Source organism: Pseudarthrobacter sp. NKDBFgelt, assembly GCF_046097905.1.
Lineage (GTDB): Bacteria > Actinomycetota > Actinomycetes > Actinomycetales > Micrococcaceae > Arthrobacter > Arthrobacter polychromogenes.
Map to the genome: position 1 here is coordinate 26,371 of NZ_JBJURL010000037.1, position 15,496 is coordinate 41,866.

Sequence of the window (15,496 nt, forward strand, 5' to 3'; positions counted from 1 at the left end):
TTCAGGGACCCTTCCCCAGGTGGTCCTGCAGGACATAGATGGTGCGCTGGGCGCACTGCTTGAGCCGCCGCAGGTGCTCCGCTGCAAGCCGGGGTAAAACCACGGCCGGGTCGGCGGTCCTGGCTTCCTCCCGCAGCGACTTTTCAAGCTCCAGGGCCAGCGCGGCGAGCCTCTCCGCGCCCACCATCTGGCTGGCGGTCTTGAGGCTCAGGACCGCATCCATGGCACCCGGCAGGTCCCCGGTGGTCAGGGCAAGCCGTACCTTTTGCAGCCTCTGGGGCATCTGCGCGATGAAGGCCTCAACGAAGACCTTCCACACGCCCTCGTCATCGTCGAGTTCGTCGCGCAGCCGCTCCAGTACTGCGGGGTCCAGGAGGGGCGGGGCGTAACCGTCCGGCTGGGTCATGTCGGTGCCTCGATGCAGCCCATGAGCCCCCTTGCGGCCGGAATGCCCGCGGTGATGCCCGCGGGCTTTCACAGGACGCTACGGGCAGCGGGGATAGAGGGCACGAGTGGTGGGTACTCGATTTTCTGCGGGCGTTGCTCGTGCTAGCCCCCGGGCGTGAAGATGTCCTCGATGGTGCAGCCGAAGAGTGATGCCAGGCGGAAGGCCAGGGGGAGGGAAGGATCGAACCGGCCCTTCTCGATGGAAATGACGGTTTGCCGCGATACTCCCAGCGCATCGGCCAGCTTTTGCTGCGACCAGCCATGTTCCCTGCGCAGTTCCGGAAGGGTGTTTTCCAATGGCTACCCTCGTCTCCGGTTGACGGTGTAGCGCACTCCCGCGGACAGCATTCCCACGACGCTTACGGCCAGCAGGCCCACGGACCCCTCGATTTCAAGGGGCGTCAGGAAGAGTACCGCTGTCCCGAGGCCGGAAAAGATCAGCAGGTCGTGGAATGCTCCTGCTGCGGCATTGTCATACCAGCGCGATTCCACGGATTCCTCCGGGCGGGAGGCCGCTCCCTTCAGGGAATCCCGGTCAACAAGGAACGCCCAGGCGAGTGCACACATTGGCAGGACCATGAGGGCTGCCACGATGACGGCACCCAGCAAAGGCTGCTGCCGAGCAAAGCCTGCCAGGGCGGCCGCTGCCGCGATCAGCGCGGCGAGAAGGATCCCCAGGGGGATGGCGGGCATCATGGCTGGTACTGTGCGGGTGCCAAGCCGGGCCCGTCCCCAGGCGGTGCGCACCGGATTCCCTGCCGCACTGTTCTTGTTCTCCGTCATGTCAGGCCCCCAGTTCTTGTCGGTGATCGATGCCTTCAGTGTAAAGCGAACTTGACTGTAAAGTAAACTTGTCCATTGCGGCGGGCTACTGGACCGGGCCGGGGCCATCGCCTCGGCCCTCCGGTACCCTGAGGGAATGGCGCGGGAACTTGCGGACTTGAACGCGGAGGTCATCCTGCTCGCGGGAGCGGGACGGGCCATCCTGCTGCAGCTTGCAGACCCCGGCGTGGGCCGCGGCGTTGCAGAGCACAGCAGCTTCACGCACCGCCCCATCAACAGGCTTAAGGGCACCCTGACCTACGTGTATGCCGTCACCTACGGGACTGACGAACAGGTCAAAGAGGTCCGCCGCAGGGTGAACCGAGCCCACGTTCCTGTCCGCCGGGATGCCGATCACGAAACGCCCGGCTACAACGCTTACGACCCCGAGCTGCAGCTGTGGGTCACGGCAACGCTCTACGACACCGCCCTGGTCATCATTGAGAAAATCTACGGCCCGCTCGACGACGAGTCCGCCGACGCCATGTACCGGGACTACGCAAAGCTGGGGACAGCCCTGCAGCTTCCGCCGGACATGTGGCCAAAGGACCGTGAAGCGTTCGGCCGGTACTATGACGCACGCATGGCCGGTCTCCGGGCGAGCGACGCCGCCATCCGCGTGGGCCGCGGACTCCTCTATCCACAGCGTGCAGCACTCTGGTACCGCACCATCATGCCGTTCGCCCGGTTCCTGACGGCCGGCCTCCTCCCGGACCAGCTGCGGAATGACTTCGGCCTGCCGTGGAGCGGGCGCCATGAGCGCCGGTTCCACCGCACCATGAAAGCCCTCGCCGTGGCCTACCCCAGGCTGCCGCAGCGCCTCCGGCACTGGTTCAAAAACTACTGCCTCTCCGAGTTGGACACTTTCTCCCGCCGGGCAGGCCGCGCAAGTGCTTAGCTCCACTCCGCTGGAGGCGCGGCTTGACGAGCAGGCGCGCCGTTTCCTGGCCAGCGCCCCTTCAAGCCGCGTCCGGCCAAAGCTCACCGAATTCGTGGTCTTCGGCCTGAAGCAGGGGTGGGCGTGCATCTTTGGCGCCACCCTGCTTGCGGTGCTGATGGCCGCGCGGCTCTGGTACCCGGACGGGGCCGGACTGGCCAGGAACGATTTCCTGACCCTCGCCGCAGTGATGATCCAGGTCCTCATGGTCGCCTTCAGGCTGGAAACCCTGAAGGAGCTGCGGGTCATCATCCTGTTCCACCTCGTGGGGACGGTGATGGAGCTTTTCAAGACCGACGCCGGCTCCTGGTCCTACGAGGCCGAGGGCTTCCTGCGGATCGGGGCGGTCCCGCTCTTCAGCGGCTTTATGTACGCGGCCGTCGGGTCCTACATGGTCCGCGTCTACCGGCTGTTCGACCTGAGGTTTGCCCAGTATCCGCGGCGCTGGATCACGGTGGCCGTGGCTGCGGCCGTCTACGTCAACTTTTTCAGCCACCACTACATCTGGGACGCACGCTGGGTGCTGCTCGCCGCCGTCGTGATCGTCTTTGGCCGGTGCGTGATGCACTTCAGGGTGTTCAGGAAGCACTACAGGATGCCGTTGCTGATCGCCTTCCTGCTGGTGGCGCTGTTCATCTGGGTGGCCGAGAACATCGCCACCTGGTCCGGCGCCTGGCTGTATCCCAGCCAGGTGGACGGCTGGCAGCCCGTTGGGATGGAGAAGCTCGTGGCCTGGTTCCTGCTGATGATCATTTCAGTGGTGCTGGTGGCCTGGGTCTACAAACCGCAGCCGCCCGCGGAGACACCGCCTGACGGGTCCGCGCCGGCCAAGCACACCATCCCGGCGGCCACCAGTAAGCTCGCGGAATGAGTGAATCCGCACGGTTCCTGGCTGCCTACGATGAACAGTTGCGCACGGATGCCGAGACTCCCGGCGCCGTCTCGGTGAAGAGACACGGGCCGTTGCACCTCGCGGCGTTCCGGGACGGCCGCGGCTTTGTGACGTACCGGGATCTTGGGGATGCCGGCACTGATGCCCTCCGCCCGCTGGTCCGTGGGGCGGTGGACTACTTCCGGGCTGATCCCGGGGTCATCCGGGTGGAATGGAAGACGCGCAGCCACGACCACGCCCCCGGGCTGCATGAGGTGCTGCTGGCGCACGGCTTTGTCCCTGATCCGCCGGAATCCATCATGATCGGCGGCGCGCAGGCGCTCAGCTCTCCCGTGCCGCTCCCCGATGGGGTGGTGGTGCGGCAGGTGGTGGACGAACCGGATGTCCGGGCGATGTGCGCCATGCAGGATGAAGTCTTCGGCGATCCGGAGTCCGACGGGATGGCCGATGCCCTGCTGCACCGGCTCTCACTGGGTGACGGGATGCAGCTGTGGGTGGCCGAGGCAGACGGCCGGATTGTCAGTGCCGGCCGCCTCGAACCGGTGGAAGGCACCGCCTTCGCCGGGATCTGGGGCGGCGCCACGCGCCCGGAATGGCGCGGCCGCGGAATCTACCGGGCTTTGACCGCCCGCCGGGCACAGTCGGCCCTCGGCCTGGGCAAAACACTCATCCACAGCGATTCAACCGAGTTCTCCAGACCCATCCTGGAGCGCTCCGGGCTGGTCAAGGTCTCCACCACCACGCCTTACCGCTGGCGGCGGGAGGGCAGCTGACCGCCACCGTTCCTGCAGCGCCGCAAAGCAGGACAGGCGATACAGTCTTCCCGATCGTTCCCGCGTGCCGTCTGTATGCTGGGCGAATGACGGCACCCCAGATCTATGTCAGCTTTCCCGGCACAGCCCGCGAAGCGTTGAGCTTCTACGCGGACGTTTTCGGTGGAGAGCTCTTCCTGCACAGCTATGAGGATTTCGGGCGCAAGGACGGCCCGCCGGATGCGATAGCCCATGGAGTGCTCAAGGGCGTCGTTGCCGTAGCGGGTTCGGATGCCGCGGAAGGGCAGAACAGCGTCCGTCTTCAAGGGGTCATGCTCTCGTTGCTGGGGACCGCCGAGCCGGAGGTCCTCCACGAGTGGTTCGACAAGCTCGCCGTGGACGGCCGGGTGGTGGACCCGCTCGGTCCCAAGCCCTGGGGCGCATCCGACGGCCAGGTTATCGACCAGCACGGCCTCCACTGGCTCATTGGCTACGAATCCGGACTTGAGCCTGCGGAGCCCGTCCAGGAAGGGCAGCCCGCCTAGCTTCGCAAGCCCGCCTAGCCCCGCCCGTTCGCCTGCGCCAGCTCCGCGATGTTCTCCGTCACCGCCCAGGAGGCCAGGAGCTTCAGGGCTTCCTCGGCCGGGCTGCCGGGAGTGGCAGGGTAGACCGTGAGCGAGTGCCCGGGGTCCTCCTCCAGGCCCAGGACCTGGTAGTTCAGTTCAAGGAGTCCCACCACGGGGTGCTGGAAAAACTTGGTCCCGGAATAGTGCCGCCGGACGTTATGGGCGGCCCAGCGGGTGCGGAACTCATCGCTGCGCATGGACAGCTCGCCAATGAGTTCCGCAATGCCCTTGTCATGCGGGTTGCGGCCGGCCTCGCGCCGCAGGATGGCCACGTTGGCGCTCGCCGCCCGCTCCCAGTCCGTGTAGAAGTTGTGCGCCCTGGGATCAAGGAAGATAAACCGTGAATGGTTGGCCGGGCGGGCGGGCCCCCGGTACATGTCCGAGTACAAGGCGTAGCCGAGCGTGTTGGCGGCCACGATGTCCAGCCTGTTGTTCCCGATGAAGGCCGGTGCCCCGGTGATGGTGTCCAGGAGGTACCGCAGTTCGGGCCGCACGCCTGCCGGGACCGGGGCGGAGGCACGCTTCCGGCCGGACATATTGGCGGTCCTGGCGAGGTCGTACAGGTGGTCGTGTTCGGCGCGGTCCAGCTCCAGAGCCCCGGCGATCGCGTCCAGGACGCTGTCTGAAACACCCGAGAGGTTCCCGCGTTCCAGCCGCGTGTAGTAGTCCACGCTGACGCCGGCGAGCCGGGCCACTTCCTCCCGGCGCAGTCCGGGCACGCGCCGCCGCCCGCCGTACGGTTCAATACCCGCCTGTTCCGGAGTGATGCGCCCCCGGCGCGTGGAGAGGAACTGCCGTACCTCGGCTCGGTTATCCATACAGGACACGTTACGTCGAAGCCGGAGCCCTGAGGGTAGGACTGCCAGAACCAGTTTCAACAGGGCCACCGCTAGGGGCCGCCGTATCCGGTTGGATGGAACCCAGCCCCTGTAGCATTTTGAATAACCCCCAACAGAACCCCAGGAGACCCATGACTACCGTCAAGGCCTATGCATCCCCGTCCTCCACTGAGAACCTCATTCCCACCACCATCGAACGCCGCGAAGTGGGACCCCACGACGTCCTGATCGACATCAAGTTCGCCGGCATCTGCCACTCGGACATCCACACCGTCCGCGGCGACTGGGGACCGCAGCAGTACCCGCTGGTTCCCGGCCACGAGATCGCCGGCGTCGTCACCGAGGTTGGCTCCGAGGTGACCAGGCACGCCGTGGGCGACCGCGTAGGCGTCGGCTGCATGGTCAACTCCTGCAAGGAGTGCGAGAACTGCCTGAAGGGCGAGGAACAGTACTGCCTCAAGGGCAACGTGGGCACCTATGGCGCGGTTGACCGCGACGGCACCATCACCCAGGGCGGCTACTCCACCCACGTCGTGGTGACCGAAGACTTCGTGGTCCGGATCCCCGAAGGACTCGAGCTCGACGTCGCCGCGCCGCTGCTGTGTGCCGGCATCACCACCTTCTCCCCGCTGCACCATTGGGGCGCCGGACCCGGCAAGAACGTTGCCGTCGTCGGCCTCGGCGGGCTCGGCCACATGGCTGTCAAGATCGCCCACGCCATGGGCGCCGAGGTTACGGTGCTGTCCCAGTCGCTCAAGAAGCAGGAAGACGGCCTGAAGCTGGGTGCAGACCACTACTACGCCACCAGCGACGAGAGCACCTTCAGCGACCTCGCCGGCACGTTCGACCTCATCATCAACACCGTGAGTGCCTCGATCGACATCAGCTCCTACCTGCAGCTGCTGAAACTCGACGGTGCCCTGGTGAACGTTGGCGCCCCCGCCGAACCGCTCCCTGTCAACGCGTTCGCGCTGATCGGCGGGCGCCGTTCCTTCGCCGGTTCCATGATCGGCGGCATCCGCGAAACGCAGGAAATGCTGGACTTCTGCGCCGAGCACGGCATCGGTGCTGAGATCGAGGTCATTCCCGCAGAGAAGATCAACGAGGCCTACGAGCGCGTCCTCGCCTCGGACGTCCGCTACCGCTTCGTGATCGACACCGCCACCCTCTAGAAAAACAGCCCGTTCGACGGCGGCCGGTCCCGTGAAGGGGCCGGCCGCCGTCGTGTGCCGGAGGGGTTTGTTGCCATCCGCAGCTGCGGACGTAACGAATAACCGGCATGAACTACTACACCCCGGCGGCGCAGGACCGGGCCCGGGACGCCGCATCTGATGCCATCGAGAAAGTGCTCAACGGCATGTCCGAACCGTTGAGCCGGCATGCCCTGAACGCCCGCTGGAAACGGGCCTGCGAAGCCATGGACAGGTTCCTGGAAGCGCAGGACACGGGCGAGGAATAGGCCAAGCCTAAAACTCTCCCGGGCTACGGCGTAAGGGAAGCCAGGATGGCCGAGGCGGGACCCGCCGTCGTCCGGTTGAAACCGGTTCCGGCCCACAGGTTCAGCCAGTCCGCGTCCCCGGCAGCTGCTGCTGCTGCGCGCAGGGGAGTGGTGAGGTGGTGGATCTCCGGGTAGCCGTCGGGGGCCTCGCCATCGTGGCGGCGCATGAATTCGTTGTACAGTCCGCGGGCGTTCCGCCCCGAAAAGGCCCGGGTGACCGCTGTGGAGGTGAAGCGCCCCGAGGACAGGGCCAGCCGGTGGGCTGCCTTGGTGCCGGCCTCGTCCGCGCGGAGGAACGCCGTGCCCGCCTGGACAGCCAAAGCTCCGCGGGAGAGGGCAGCCTGGACATCGGCGCCCGTGGCGATACCGCCGGCCGCTATCAGCGGCACTCCGAGGTCCGCCAGTTCTTCAAGCAGGCCGTGCAGGGACTCACCTTCCGGGCGTCGCGCTGTGTCAAAGGCGCCGCGGTGCCCTCCCGCTTCCGGTCCCTGGACGCACAGCACGTCAACGCCTGCTTCCAGGGCGCGCACGGCTTCAGGCCGCGACGTTACCGTCCCGATAACGCAGGAGCCCCGTTGCTGCAGCGCGGAGATGACGGCGGGTTCCGGCACATCGAAGGTGAAGGAAACCGCCTCGGGGACATGCTCCAGCAGGACCTCGATCTTGTTGTCCCAGTCGTCGTCGTCATGGCGCGGATCCCCCAGGGTGACGCCAAAACGCTCTGCGTCCGGAGCCAGGGACAGGGCGTACTGTTCCAGCGCCCCGGGGCTGATGGCCGAGGGCTGCGGGACGAAGACATTGACGCCGAGAGGGGCTCCGGTCAGCCGCCGCGTTGCCTCGATCTCCGCCTTCACCGCAGCTGCGGCCTTGTACCCGGCGGCCAGGAATCCCAGTCCTCCCCGGGAGCTCACCGCCGCTGCCAGCTCCGGCGTGGACGGCCCGCCCGCCATCGGCGCCTGGATCACCGGCAACGGCAGGGAGGCGATGTCAAAACGGGCGTTGCCGCCGGAGGGTGCATCCAAGATGGTGGTTCGCTTTCAGGCTGCGGGTATTAGTAAATGAAGATGTCGATCCACTCGCGGTTGTGGGCATGGATCAGGACCAGGAACAGCACGAAGTCGAACAGCAGGTGGACGCTGACAATGTAGGACAGCGACTTGGTCACCGTAAACAGCCGGGCCTGCAGCAGGGCGAAGGGGAAGATGAAGAAGGGCGCCCAGGAATGGAAGCCGAGCTCCCACAGGAAGGACGTGAACAGGACCGCCTGCAGCAGGTTGGCCTGCCAGTCCGGCAGGTGGCGGCGCAGCAGCGTGAACGCGGTGCAGATGAAGAAGAGCTCGTCCCAGATGCCCAGCACGTTGGTGCCGAGGAAGAGCCGTGCGATGCCGTCCGGGTCGCTGACAGCCGGCCAGTTGGTGTAGACGCCGGTCCGGATCATGTACACCGGCATCAGCGCATACCCGATCACCAGGACGGCAGGCAGGTACCACTTTTCGGCGCGCGTCCACGGCTGCCCCGTCCTGATGGGGAAGCGGATGGCGTGGTCCTTGGTGACGAACCTTGAGACCGAATAGGGAATCCCGACGGCGAGGATCATGGCGGTTCCCATGACCAGCATGTGCTCGGTGCTGATGTCCGTGGTGATGGGGACCAGGCTCATGGCCGTCAGGCCCACGGCGATGAGGGCGAGGTCGATCAGGAGGCGCCTGCTGATGAAACCGGCCAGGACCAGCGCGGCGGCCAGGAGGAGGAAGCCGGAGAGGCGGTCTTCCCGGGCAAACAGCAGGAAGCCCGACGCCGACACAAGGGCCGAGGGGATCAACGACAGCGACGCCGGGCCCGGCTGTGCTGTGCCTGCCTGGTCTGGGCTCATCTTTGCTGGGCCCGGTGCGGCGGGGTCGGCTTGCGCCCGTGGTTTCTGCCTCATGGTTACCTTTGATGCTCGGACGGCGCTTCCGCTTGGATTCCACACATTTTACTTGCCGCGTGCCGGGCCGGGACAAGGACGCCCTGCCGCGCTTAAAGGCAAGCGGACGACGCCGGGGAGTGCCGGCGTCGTCCGCTTGCCTTTCAGGGGTGGCCGCTTAGGCGGAGACCAGTGCCTTGCCTTCGCCGCGCAGGCTCAGGGTGAAGGTGTTGGGCCCGCTGCACGTCACGGCGACGCGGCAGGTGGTGGTGTTGTGCCGCGCGGAAAGCTCGCTGACAGCGGAGTCAAGGGTGTGGTGCAGGGCGGACCGGTCCCAGATTTTCAGGGTCACGGAGTCAGTGGCATCGAACGTCATTATTCAACTTCCATTTCTTGCGGTGGGCGGCCTGGAATCTTCATTGACCAGGCCGTGGCCTCGTCTATGAGGCGGTACTGCATGGGAAAGCGCGTTCCCGTACTTCCATGGTGCAGGTTGCCGAAGGGGTTGGCAACCGGATTTGGCCGGATGTGACCAAGCACACCGGCCCTCGGCAGTCACTCCTTCGCCGGGAGATCAAGCCTGCCGATGCCTTTCCATAGTGCCCAGCGGCAGGGGCCAGCCTCAAGAATGTTGCGCGTGAGTCTCATCACGTCCCACCTCTGCGGGACCTGTGGTCACAGTGTGTCCTCTTCCGTCATTTCCGTCATCGCCGTGGCGATCAGGTTCACCTGCGCGGCCGGTATGTCCAAAGCCTCGTGGAGATAGGCATCGAGGGATACCTCATCGATGTCGCCGCCGATTCCGTAGTAGTAGATCCACAGCTTGTCCAGCGGCAGTTCCGTGTCCCGGAAGCGCCGGGCAGTTCCCTTGCGTTCTTCGGCGGCCCGGTCCGGCTGCTCGGGCCCGTCGGCCCCAAGGGGATGCATCCTTACCCTCCGTCGCTGTTGGGTGCGGGGAGCCCGGCTCCTTGCGCGATGTCATGGGCGATCGCTTGGATTTTGCGGCGGCCGCTGCCCTGTTTGCCGCATGGCCCGGGAACGTCACCAGATGTCCGCTGTCCAGAAATCTCCTACTGCCGACATTACGCCGGTCCGTTAACGATGCATATGCCGGAGCCGCCCAGGTTGCTAGACCGGTTCTGCTTGCCAGCATTACGGTCTGCGCTGCTGACCATCCGCTGCCCAACCCCCAGCCCAACCCTCAGCCCAACCCTCAGCCCAACAAGGGGCGGGGCCGTAAGATGGGCCCATGTCGAGTTCACCGGAGAAAGAACCCCTTGAAGAGCTCCAGAGCATTCTGGTGGGCGCGGAAAACGTTGTTGAGTTCCTCACCGGGCTAGCCGGGCTTGCCGCTGCATCGGTTTCCGAAGCGGCGGGTGACCACATTGAGTGTGCAGTCACGCTCAAACTACGGCGCAAGCCCACCACTGTTGCCGGCAGCAGCCAGCGCGCGGTGGAACTGGACCAGGTTGAGCAGGCCGTAGGTGATGGTCCCTGCATCAAAGCGCTGCGGGAGATGTCCCCGGTGATCATTGACGACGTCTCGCTGGACCCCCGGTGGCCGGAGCTGAGCCGAAAGCTGTTGGAGGCAAACATCCACAGTTCCCTCGGGGTGCCCCTGGAGATCAGCAGCGAAGCCAGTGTTGCCTTGAATTTCTTTGCGTCCAAGCCGGGCATGTTCACCGCAAGTGTCTATGAGAAGGCCCTGGGCTTCGCTGCAGCCGCCCACAACACGCTTCATCTCTCTGTCCGCCTCGACACAGCGCAAAGCCGGGCGGAGAACCTGGAAGCTGCCATGCAGAGCCGGACCGCCATCAACCTGGCCTGCGGCGTCATCATGGCCCAGAACAGGTGCTCCCAGGCGGAAGCGATGGACATCCTGACCAAAGTGTCCAGCAACCGCAACCAGAAGCTGCGGGACGTCGCCGCGGAGCTGATTGAACAACTGACCGGCGACAGGGTCAAGACGCACTTCGACGCATAAAGAACCCGATGGCTGCCCATCGCCTCGGCGCTGCTGTCCGCCTGTGCCTGCTCCTCGCGGCGGCAGCCATCGTGGGCGGTATGTTTGGTTTCCTGCTGGTGTGGGGTCCGTTGGTGGTTCCCGGATGGGCTCTTGGCGCCTCGCTGCTCGTACTTTCGCTCGCCCTCGCAGTCGTTCGCGCATTTCTGCTCCGCCGGAACGCTGCATCGGGCGAGCAAAGGTCTGCCCGCAGGCGTTCCCCGCTGTGGGTGGGCATTGCAACGGTGGCCGGAGTTTGCAGCGTCATCGGTGGGGTAGGTGACCTTGGTGCTACCTACACCGTCCTGCGTCCCCCGGGCCCCGGTTTCTGCCAGGCCGCAGTGAGAGAGCATTCGTTCCTGTTTGCCGGTGGCGGTGAGTTGTACGCAGTGGGCCTTGGTGGCTTTGGCAGGCCCGTCAGTTCTTGGACCGCCGATGATGGATACCAGCCCATTGCGTCCGGCTCCTACGACTTCACGTGGGAAGCCGAAGGTGCGCTTCTGACCGTGCACGGTGGCATCGACCCCGTTTGGCCGGCCTTGCACGACTTTGACTGCCCTGCACGCGGCAGCTGAGTGTTCCGGGCCTGTTGTGGCTACAGAACTGCCCCGCAAGAGGCTGTGATTTACCCTCAGTCCGCCCGAAGCACGGAGACGCTGCAGGCCGTGCCGGCCCAGCGGATGTCCCAGCAGTTGCCGTGGCCCAGTACCTCGAAGCTGTCGTCGTCTGCCGCTGCCAGCACCAGGGCGGTGTTCTCGTCCACGGCCACGGCCCTCTCCACCAGTCCTGCAGCCACGGCTCCCAGCGCGCGGCTGAGCGTGCCGGCCTGGGCGGCGTGGACATCGACCGCGAACGGGGCCAGGCCCAGGCCGTCCCGGATTTCGAGATCGGCCAGGCCCTCCGAGCATTCTTCGCCGCAGACCTCAATGCCGCGGCTCCGGTAGCCGCCCACCAGCGCCCTGTGGGGAGCGATCATGGCACCGGCGGAAAAGCCGAGGTAGGGCACGCCGCCGGCCACGGCCCGGGAAATGGCGGTTGCCGACGCGGCGAGTCCTTCCCAGTACGCCGGCGTCAGTCCACCGCCCACCACCAGCCCGTCGACGCCGTCGAACACCGAAGGGTTGGCAGGCGCGCCCGCACCCAGCAGGACCGGCACCACCTCAATCGGAATCCGTGCGAGCAGCGGATCAACATAGGCCGGGAGGAGGCTTTCCGGGTTCCCGCCGCGGTCATGAACTACCACCGCCACCCGCACGGGCGCCTTCTGGCGGGCACGCTGGCTGACGGCCTGGGCGAAACGGTCAAAGACTTCCGGAAAGGCCAGATGGTCCGGCCCGGCGCCGGCAAGGAAGATGCTCATGGCCTTCAAGATACCGGCCCCAACGGCCTTTGCGCCGAAGTGGGAACCCCGTTTCCGCAGGCCATTGACAGCCTGGGCGGGCAGGACTATCGTACAACCAAATGGTTGTAGATCAGCTCCGTGAAGTCGAACTGGACCGCCTGTTCCAGGCGTTCGCAGATTCCACCCGACGTGACATCGTGCGCCGCGTGACGGTGGGGGAGTCTTCGGTTTCCGGTCTCGCTGCCCTCTATGCCATGAGCTTCGCCGCAGTCCAGAAGCACGTTGCGGTGTTGGAGCGCGCATCCCTGGTGACCAAGGAAAAGCGCGGAAGGGAGCAGATTGTGCGGGGTAACCATGAAGGCCTGCAAAAAGCCCGGCGGCTGCTCGACGAGTATGAGGCGATCTGGCGGCAGCGCGTCGACCGGATCGCAGACATTCTGGCTGAAGGATAGAAAGGTTACGCAATGCCTGTTATCAGTTCCACCAAGAATCCCGAGGCCCTCAGCCTCACCCTCGTGGCGGAGTTCGACGCCGGCGTCGAGCGCGTCTGGCAGATCTGGGAAGACCCGCGCCAGCTGGAGCGCTGGTGGGGTCCGCCCAACTATCCGGCCACGTTTGACCGGTTCGACTTCCAGCCCGGCGGGAAGGCCGACTATTACATGACCACCCCCGAAGGCGAGAAGCCCCGAGGTTGGTGGAAATTCAGAACCATCGAGCCGCCGCGCAAGCTCGAATTCGATGACGGCTTCGCTGACGAAACCGGAGCGCCCCTGGATGCCATGGGCAGTGCCCATGCCGCTGTAGACCTGGAGGACATCGGCGGCCGCACCCGCATGACCATCATGTCCATCTTCGATTCCGAAGAGCAGATGGAAGAGATGGTCAAGATGGGCATGGAGGAGGGCATGAAGGAGGCCTTAGGCCAGATCGACGCGATCCTGGCCGAACACGCCAACGCCTGAGCGGCCTCCCGCTCCACCAGCGCAACTGAAGCGTACGACGGCGGGACGTCCCGCCGTCGTACGCTTCAGTCTTTCCGGGGCTGGCTGCCAGGCCCTACCGGGCCGGGGCCGCGGCGAATACCAGGAGTGAACTGGTGGCGGTGGCCAGGAGTTCACCGGCCGGCCCGAGGATGCGCCCCTCGGCGAAGATGACCCGCGACCCTGGTTTGGTCACGGTCCCCTCGGCCCGCAGCACGCCGTGCTTCAAGGTGATGGGGCGGAGGTAGCTGACGGAGAGGTCGATGGACGTGTAACCGAATCCGGCGGCCAGGGTGCTGTGCCCCGCGCACCCCACAACGGTGTCCAGCAGCGTGCAGGCCAACCCGCCGTGCACCATGCCCAGCGGGTTGTAGTGCGCTTCGGCCGGCCGGCATTCGAATTCCACGCGCCCCGGCTCAACCCCAACAAGGGCCAGGTTCATCAGGGACGCCATGGGCGGCCGCGGAATGGTTCCGTCCCGCATGCCGGAGAGGTAGTCCAGCCCGGACAGCCGGGACAGGTGCTCAAGGCCCACGCGTGGATCTGTCCAGCTGAACGTTGCCGAGCGCTCCGGTGTTCCGTTGGTATCCATGGCACTGCCTCCTCCGTGTGGACCCCGCCTGCCCAGCCTAAACGAAGCGAAGCCGCCCGGCTCCAGCTCCGTGCCGTTGTTCGGGATGGGCGTTGAACCCGGACAAAGGCTTCTGAATACTGGAAGGAAGGCATTGGCACGAACGTGAGGCGGTGGCGGCAATGGGGAGCGGTGCAGCGGAGTACCGGAAGCGCCTGGAGCGTGCCGCCGAACTCCGCACCTACCGCGGGGCAGGCATTACCGCGGAGGAAGAAGCGGAGCTGGACGCCCTTGACGAGAAGGAGCGGGAGAAGCGCAAGAAGGTGAGCGACTCCGCCCGGGCGGAGTACCTTGTCCGCGATGCCATGGCGCAGGGCAAGTTCGACAACCTCAAGTACGCCGGCAAGCCGATTCCCGGGCTGGGGGAGTCCTACGATCCCGACTGGTGGGTCAAGGGCCTCATCCAGCGGGAAAACATCAGCGGCCTCGGGCCGGCGGTCATCCTGCTCCGGAAGGAGGACGCCGAGCTTGATGCCAGGCTCGACGCCCAGTACACGGAGCAGCAGGTGCGGGATATCCTGCAGGATTTCAACCGCCGCGTCGTCGACGCCCGGCGCCAGCTGCAGGGCGGTCCGCCGGTCATCACCAAAACCCGGGACGTTGATGAGGAAGTGGGCCGGTGGCGCCAGCGCCGTGCGGCCCGCCCCGCCGAGCCTCATGCAGAACCGCAGCCTGCGCGCCCATGGTGGCAACGGCTGTGGAAAGGTGCAACGTAGCCGGACGTACGACGGCGCTGCGTCCCGCCGTCGTCGTCCTCGCCTGGGTGGTCCTCGCCTTAGTGGGGTCCCTGGCTTGGTGCGGGGGCTGTCGCTTCAAACAGCTCGCACAGCGCGTTGTAGTAACTGTTTGTCTGCCCGCAGTGCTTCATTCCGACCCGTAAACAGACGTTCTGCGAGGCTGTGTTGGCTGGCGCGGTCACTGCCACCACCCGTTCCAGGCCGCTTGCAAACGCGTAGGACAGGACCGCTGCCGCAGCTTCAGTTGCATAGCCATGCCCCCAGTGGTCCGGGTGGAAGTGCCAGCCTATTTCGGTGTCCCCTGAGGGCTCCAGGGGCAGGGAAGCGCCCGAGGCCGGAATGGACTTCAGGAGCAGGGTGCCGGCAAGCGGGGGAGTCTGGTCGTAACCCTGGCCCTGGCCTGACGGTCCGTACTCCCCTTGCGGTAGCCCTTTCAACTCCACTGCCCAGGCGCCGTGGACGAAGCTGTCCATGTGCCGCCAGGCGCGGATGCGCTCGTCGGCCTGGGACCGGTCCCGCATCACCTGGGGATGGTTGCCGATGAAACGCTGCACCTCCCAGCGCGAGTAGAGGTCCAGTACAAAGCCGGCGTCCTCCGGCTCCCACTGCCGGAGAACCAGCCGCTGGGTTTCGAGGATCTTCACCCCGCCAATCCTGCCAGAGGAGGGGCGGGCTGCTCCTGTTTTCTGGTTTTCCACACAGGGGATTGAGGGCGCGCAAATTGTCGGTGGTCTTTGGCAGAGTTGGGTCATGGCAATTGGTGGGCTTTTGGAAACGGGGCAGGCATGGCGCCGGCCTGATTTGTCTGTGACTCGTCGCTCGCCTGCTGCCGGCACTCCAGTTGACTCCGTTGCGCCGCCGGTTCCTGGTGTGCTGTCCGTGGCTGATGTCTCGCGTTCCCTGTCTTCGGTTCCGGTTGCTTCCACCGGTCCGGGGATGATTGATCAGTTGCGGGAGCTTGAAGACCTGAAATCGCTGGTGGCTGCGAAACAGGCCCGGATCGCTGTTGCTTTTGATCTCTCCCAGCGGCGGGAGCAGGCCGCGGCCGGTGTCCCGGCCAAGGAGCGCGGCGCCGGTGTTGCCGC

22 protein-coding genes are annotated in these 15,496 nt (G+C 65.8%); 11 read left to right on the plus strand and 11 right to left on the minus strand.

Translation table 11 applies throughout. From position 1 onward, the window contains the following. Position 1 precedes the first annotated feature (1 nt). The 3 genes from ACKAE7_RS11545 to ACKAE7_RS11555 all read right to left on the minus strand — a co-directional run bounded on the left by ACKAE7_RS11545 (position 2) and on the right by ACKAE7_RS11555 (position 1,230). Entirely contained in the window at positions 2-406 is a 405-nt protein-coding gene (locus ACKAE7_RS11545; protein ID WP_188812918.1) for an Hpt domain-containing protein, read from the minus strand. Positions 407-549: 143 nt separating this feature from the next. After that, positions 550-744, minus strand: a complete 195-nt coding sequence (locus ACKAE7_RS11550; protein WP_188812920.1) for a helix-turn-helix transcriptional regulator — start codon at positions 742-744, stop codon at positions 550-552. Positions 745-747: 3 nt separating this feature from the next. Beyond that, positions 748-1,230 (minus strand): hypothetical protein, encoded by a 483-nt coding sequence (locus ACKAE7_RS11555; RefSeq protein WP_408979251.1) that lies wholly within the window; start codon positions 1,228-1,230, stop codon positions 748-750. A 136-nt stretch (positions 1,231-1,366) separates the two neighbouring features. Here ACKAE7_RS11555 and ACKAE7_RS11560 point away from each other — a divergent pair, with 136 nt between their 5' ends. The 4 genes from ACKAE7_RS11560 (at position 1,367) to ACKAE7_RS11575 (ending at position 4,395) form a co-directional block, all read left to right on the plus strand. Then, complete coding sequence (locus ACKAE7_RS11560; protein WP_408979252.1) at positions 1,367-2,167, plus strand: oxygenase MpaB family protein; 801 nt, start codon at positions 1,367-1,369, stop codon at positions 2,165-2,167. Then, positions 2,160-3,077 carry a DUF817 domain-containing protein gene (locus ACKAE7_RS11565; protein WP_408979253.1) on the plus strand — a complete coding sequence of 306 codons (918 nt, stop codon included), beginning with the start codon at positions 2,160-2,162 and terminating at the stop codon, positions 3,075-3,077. The genes ACKAE7_RS11560 and ACKAE7_RS11565 overlap by 8 nt, the downstream gene beginning before the upstream one ends. Next, positions 3,074-3,871, plus strand: a complete 798-nt coding sequence (locus tag ACKAE7_RS11570; protein WP_408979254.1) for a GNAT family N-acetyltransferase — start codon at positions 3,074-3,076, stop codon at positions 3,869-3,871. The genes ACKAE7_RS11565 and ACKAE7_RS11570 overlap by 4 nt, the downstream gene beginning before the upstream one ends. An 86-nt stretch (positions 3,872-3,957) precedes the next feature. Further along, positions 3,958-4,395 (plus strand): VOC family protein, encoded by a 438-nt coding sequence (locus ACKAE7_RS11575; RefSeq protein ID WP_190614191.1) that lies wholly within the window; start codon positions 3,958-3,960, stop codon positions 4,393-4,395. A gap of 14 nt (positions 4,396-4,409) precedes the next feature. Here the strand turns inward: ACKAE7_RS11575 and ACKAE7_RS11580 are convergent, their stop codons facing one another. Beyond that, positions 4,410-5,294 (minus strand): helix-turn-helix transcriptional regulator, encoded by an 885-nt coding sequence (locus ACKAE7_RS11580; RefSeq protein WP_400602779.1) that lies wholly within the window; start codon positions 5,292-5,294, stop codon positions 4,410-4,412. Between the two features lie 152 nt (positions 5,295-5,446). Here ACKAE7_RS11580 and ACKAE7_RS11585 point away from each other — a divergent pair, with 152 nt between their 5' ends. Beyond that, positions 5,447-6,487 (plus strand): NAD(P)-dependent alcohol dehydrogenase, encoded by a 1,041-nt coding sequence (locus ACKAE7_RS11585; protein ID WP_400620117.1) that lies wholly within the window; start codon positions 5,447-5,449, stop codon positions 6,485-6,487. 107 nt (positions 6,488-6,594) lie between these two features. Beyond that, positions 6,595-6,774 carry a hypothetical protein gene (locus tag ACKAE7_RS11590; protein WP_188731601.1) on the plus strand — a complete coding sequence of 60 codons (180 nt, stop codon included), beginning with the start codon at positions 6,595-6,597 and terminating at the stop codon, positions 6,772-6,774. A gap of 23 nt (positions 6,775-6,797) precedes the next feature. Here ACKAE7_RS11590 and ACKAE7_RS11595 read toward each other — a convergent pair whose 3' ends face one another. From ACKAE7_RS11595 to ACKAE7_RS11610, 4 genes are all read right to left on the minus strand, one after another. After that, the gene (locus tag ACKAE7_RS11595) at positions 6,798-7,835 is read right to left on the minus strand and encodes a nitronate monooxygenase (RefSeq protein WP_188812936.1); all 1,038 of its coding nucleotides are present in this window, start codon (positions 7,833-7,835) and stop codon (positions 6,798-6,800) included. A 29-nt stretch (positions 7,836-7,864) separates the two neighbouring features. Further along, positions 7,865-8,686 (minus strand): type II CAAX prenyl endopeptidase Rce1 family protein, encoded by an 822-nt coding sequence (locus ACKAE7_RS11600; RefSeq protein ID WP_188812938.1) that lies wholly within the window; start codon positions 8,684-8,686, stop codon positions 7,865-7,867. Between the two features lie 211 nt (positions 8,687-8,897). Beyond that, entirely contained in the window at positions 8,898-9,095 is a 198-nt protein-coding gene (locus tag ACKAE7_RS11605) for a hypothetical protein (RefSeq protein ID WP_188812940.1), read from the minus strand. 299 nt (positions 9,096-9,394) lie between these two features. After that, positions 9,395-9,646 (minus strand): hypothetical protein, encoded by a 252-nt coding sequence (locus tag ACKAE7_RS11610; protein ID WP_188812942.1) that lies wholly within the window; start codon positions 9,644-9,646, stop codon positions 9,395-9,397. 322 nt (positions 9,647-9,968) lie between these two features. On the opposite strand from ACKAE7_RS11610, the gene ACKAE7_RS11615 reads away from it, so the two are divergent. Together ACKAE7_RS11615 and ACKAE7_RS11620 are read left to right on the plus strand one after the other, a co-directional pair. After that, positions 9,969-10,703 (plus strand): GAF and ANTAR domain-containing protein, encoded by a 735-nt coding sequence (locus tag ACKAE7_RS11615; protein WP_188812944.1) that lies wholly within the window; start codon positions 9,969-9,971, stop codon positions 10,701-10,703. An 8-nt stretch (positions 10,704-10,711) separates the two neighbouring features. Further along, positions 10,712-11,296, plus strand: a complete 585-nt coding sequence (locus ACKAE7_RS11620) for a hypothetical protein (protein WP_188812946.1) — start codon at positions 10,712-10,714, stop codon at positions 11,294-11,296. A gap of 56 nt (positions 11,297-11,352) precedes the next feature. On the opposite strand, the gene ACKAE7_RS11625 is transcribed toward ACKAE7_RS11620, so the two are convergent. Next, positions 11,353-12,081 (minus strand): hypothetical protein, encoded by a 729-nt coding sequence (locus ACKAE7_RS11625; RefSeq protein WP_408979255.1) that lies wholly within the window; start codon positions 12,079-12,081, stop codon positions 11,353-11,355. A gap of 101 nt (positions 12,082-12,182) precedes the next feature. On the opposite strand from ACKAE7_RS11625, the gene ACKAE7_RS11630 reads away from it, so the two are divergent. Further along, entirely contained in the window at positions 12,183-12,515 is a 333-nt protein-coding gene (locus ACKAE7_RS11630) for a metalloregulator ArsR/SmtB family transcription factor (RefSeq protein ID WP_188812950.1), read from the plus strand. 12 nt (positions 12,516-12,527) lie between these two features. Further along, positions 12,528-13,025, plus strand: a complete 498-nt coding sequence (locus ACKAE7_RS11635; RefSeq protein WP_188812952.1) for an SRPBCC domain-containing protein — start codon at positions 12,528-12,530, stop codon at positions 13,023-13,025. A 94-nt stretch (positions 13,026-13,119) separates the two neighbouring features. Here the strand turns inward: ACKAE7_RS11635 and ACKAE7_RS11640 are convergent, their stop codons facing one another. After that, positions 13,120-13,635 carry a PaaI family thioesterase gene (locus ACKAE7_RS11640; protein ID WP_188812954.1) on the minus strand — a complete coding sequence of 172 codons (516 nt, stop codon included), beginning with the start codon at positions 13,633-13,635 and terminating at the stop codon, positions 13,120-13,122. 161 nt (positions 13,636-13,796) lie between these two features. Here ACKAE7_RS11640 and ACKAE7_RS11645 point away from each other — a divergent pair, with 161 nt between their 5' ends. Next, positions 13,797-14,390 (plus strand): DUF1992 domain-containing protein, encoded by a 594-nt coding sequence (locus ACKAE7_RS11645; protein ID WP_188812956.1) that lies wholly within the window; start codon positions 13,797-13,799, stop codon positions 14,388-14,390. A 59-nt stretch (positions 14,391-14,449) separates the two neighbouring features. On the opposite strand, the gene ACKAE7_RS11650 is transcribed toward ACKAE7_RS11645, so the two are convergent. Further along, positions 14,450-15,055, minus strand: coding sequence for a GNAT family N-acetyltransferase (locus tag ACKAE7_RS11650; RefSeq protein ID WP_188812959.1), 606 nt, complete (start codon positions 15,053-15,055; stop codon positions 14,450-14,452). Positions 15,056-15,496 lie beyond the last annotated feature (441 nt).

Excerpts from the sequence above, each read along its gene's own strand:
- ACKAE7_RS11635 (WP_188812952.1), top strand. The coding sequence starts at position 12,528 with ATGCCTGTTATCAGTTCCACCAAGAATCCCGAGGCCCTCAGCCTCACC.
- ACKAE7_RS11640 (WP_188812954.1), bottom strand. The coding sequence starts at position 13,635 with ATGGATACCAACGGAACACCGGAGCGCTCGGCAACGTTCAGCTGGACA.
- ACKAE7_RS11575 (WP_190614191.1), top strand. The coding sequence starts at position 3,958 with ATGACGGCACCCCAGATCTATGTCAGCTTTCCCGGCACAGCCCGCGAA.
- ACKAE7_RS11570 (WP_408979254.1), top strand. The coding sequence starts at position 3,074 with ATGAGTGAATCCGCACGGTTCCTGGCTGCCTACGATGAACAGTTGCGC.
- ACKAE7_RS11555 (WP_408979251.1), bottom strand. The coding sequence starts at position 1,230 with ATGACGGAGAACAAGAACAGTGCGGCAGGGAATCCGGTGCGCACCGCC.
- ACKAE7_RS11630 (WP_188812950.1), top strand. The coding sequence starts at position 12,183 with ATGGTTGTAGATCAGCTCCGTGAAGTCGAACTGGACCGCCTGTTCCAG.
- ACKAE7_RS11580 (WP_400602779.1), bottom strand. The coding sequence starts at position 5,294 with ATGGATAACCGAGCCGAGGTACGGCAGTTCCTCTCCACGCGCCGGGGG.
- ACKAE7_RS11645 (WP_188812956.1), top strand. The coding sequence starts at position 13,797 with ATGGGGAGCGGTGCAGCGGAGTACCGGAAGCGCCTGGAGCGTGCCGCC.
- ACKAE7_RS11625 (WP_408979255.1), bottom strand. The coding sequence starts at position 12,081 with ATGAGCATCTTCCTTGCCGGCGCCGGGCCGGACCATCTGGCCTTTCCG.
- ACKAE7_RS11610 (WP_188812942.1), bottom strand. The coding sequence starts at position 9,646 with ATGCATCCCCTTGGGGCCGACGGGCCCGAGCAGCCGGACCGGGCCGCC.
- ACKAE7_RS11600 (WP_188812938.1), bottom strand. The coding sequence starts at position 8,686 with ATGAGCCCAGACCAGGCAGGCACAGCACAGCCGGGCCCGGCGTCGCTG.
- ACKAE7_RS11620 (WP_188812946.1), top strand. The coding sequence starts at position 10,712 with ATGGCTGCCCATCGCCTCGGCGCTGCTGTCCGCCTGTGCCTGCTCCTC.
- ACKAE7_RS11605 (WP_188812940.1), bottom strand. The coding sequence starts at position 9,095 with ATGACGTTCGATGCCACTGACTCCGTGACCCTGAAAATCTGGGACCGG.
- ACKAE7_RS11590 (WP_188731601.1), top strand. The coding sequence starts at position 6,595 with ATGAACTACTACACCCCGGCGGCGCAGGACCGGGCCCGGGACGCCGCA.
- ACKAE7_RS11585 (WP_400620117.1), top strand. The coding sequence starts at position 5,447 with ATGACTACCGTCAAGGCCTATGCATCCCCGTCCTCCACTGAGAACCTC.
- ACKAE7_RS11545 (WP_188812918.1), bottom strand. The coding sequence starts at position 406 with ATGACCCAGCCGGACGGTTACGCCCCGCCCCTCCTGGACCCCGCAGTA.
- ACKAE7_RS11615 (WP_188812944.1), top strand. The coding sequence starts at position 9,969 with ATGTCGAGTTCACCGGAGAAAGAACCCCTTGAAGAGCTCCAGAGCATT.
- ACKAE7_RS11560 (WP_408979252.1), top strand. The coding sequence starts at position 1,367 with ATGGCGCGGGAACTTGCGGACTTGAACGCGGAGGTCATCCTGCTCGCG.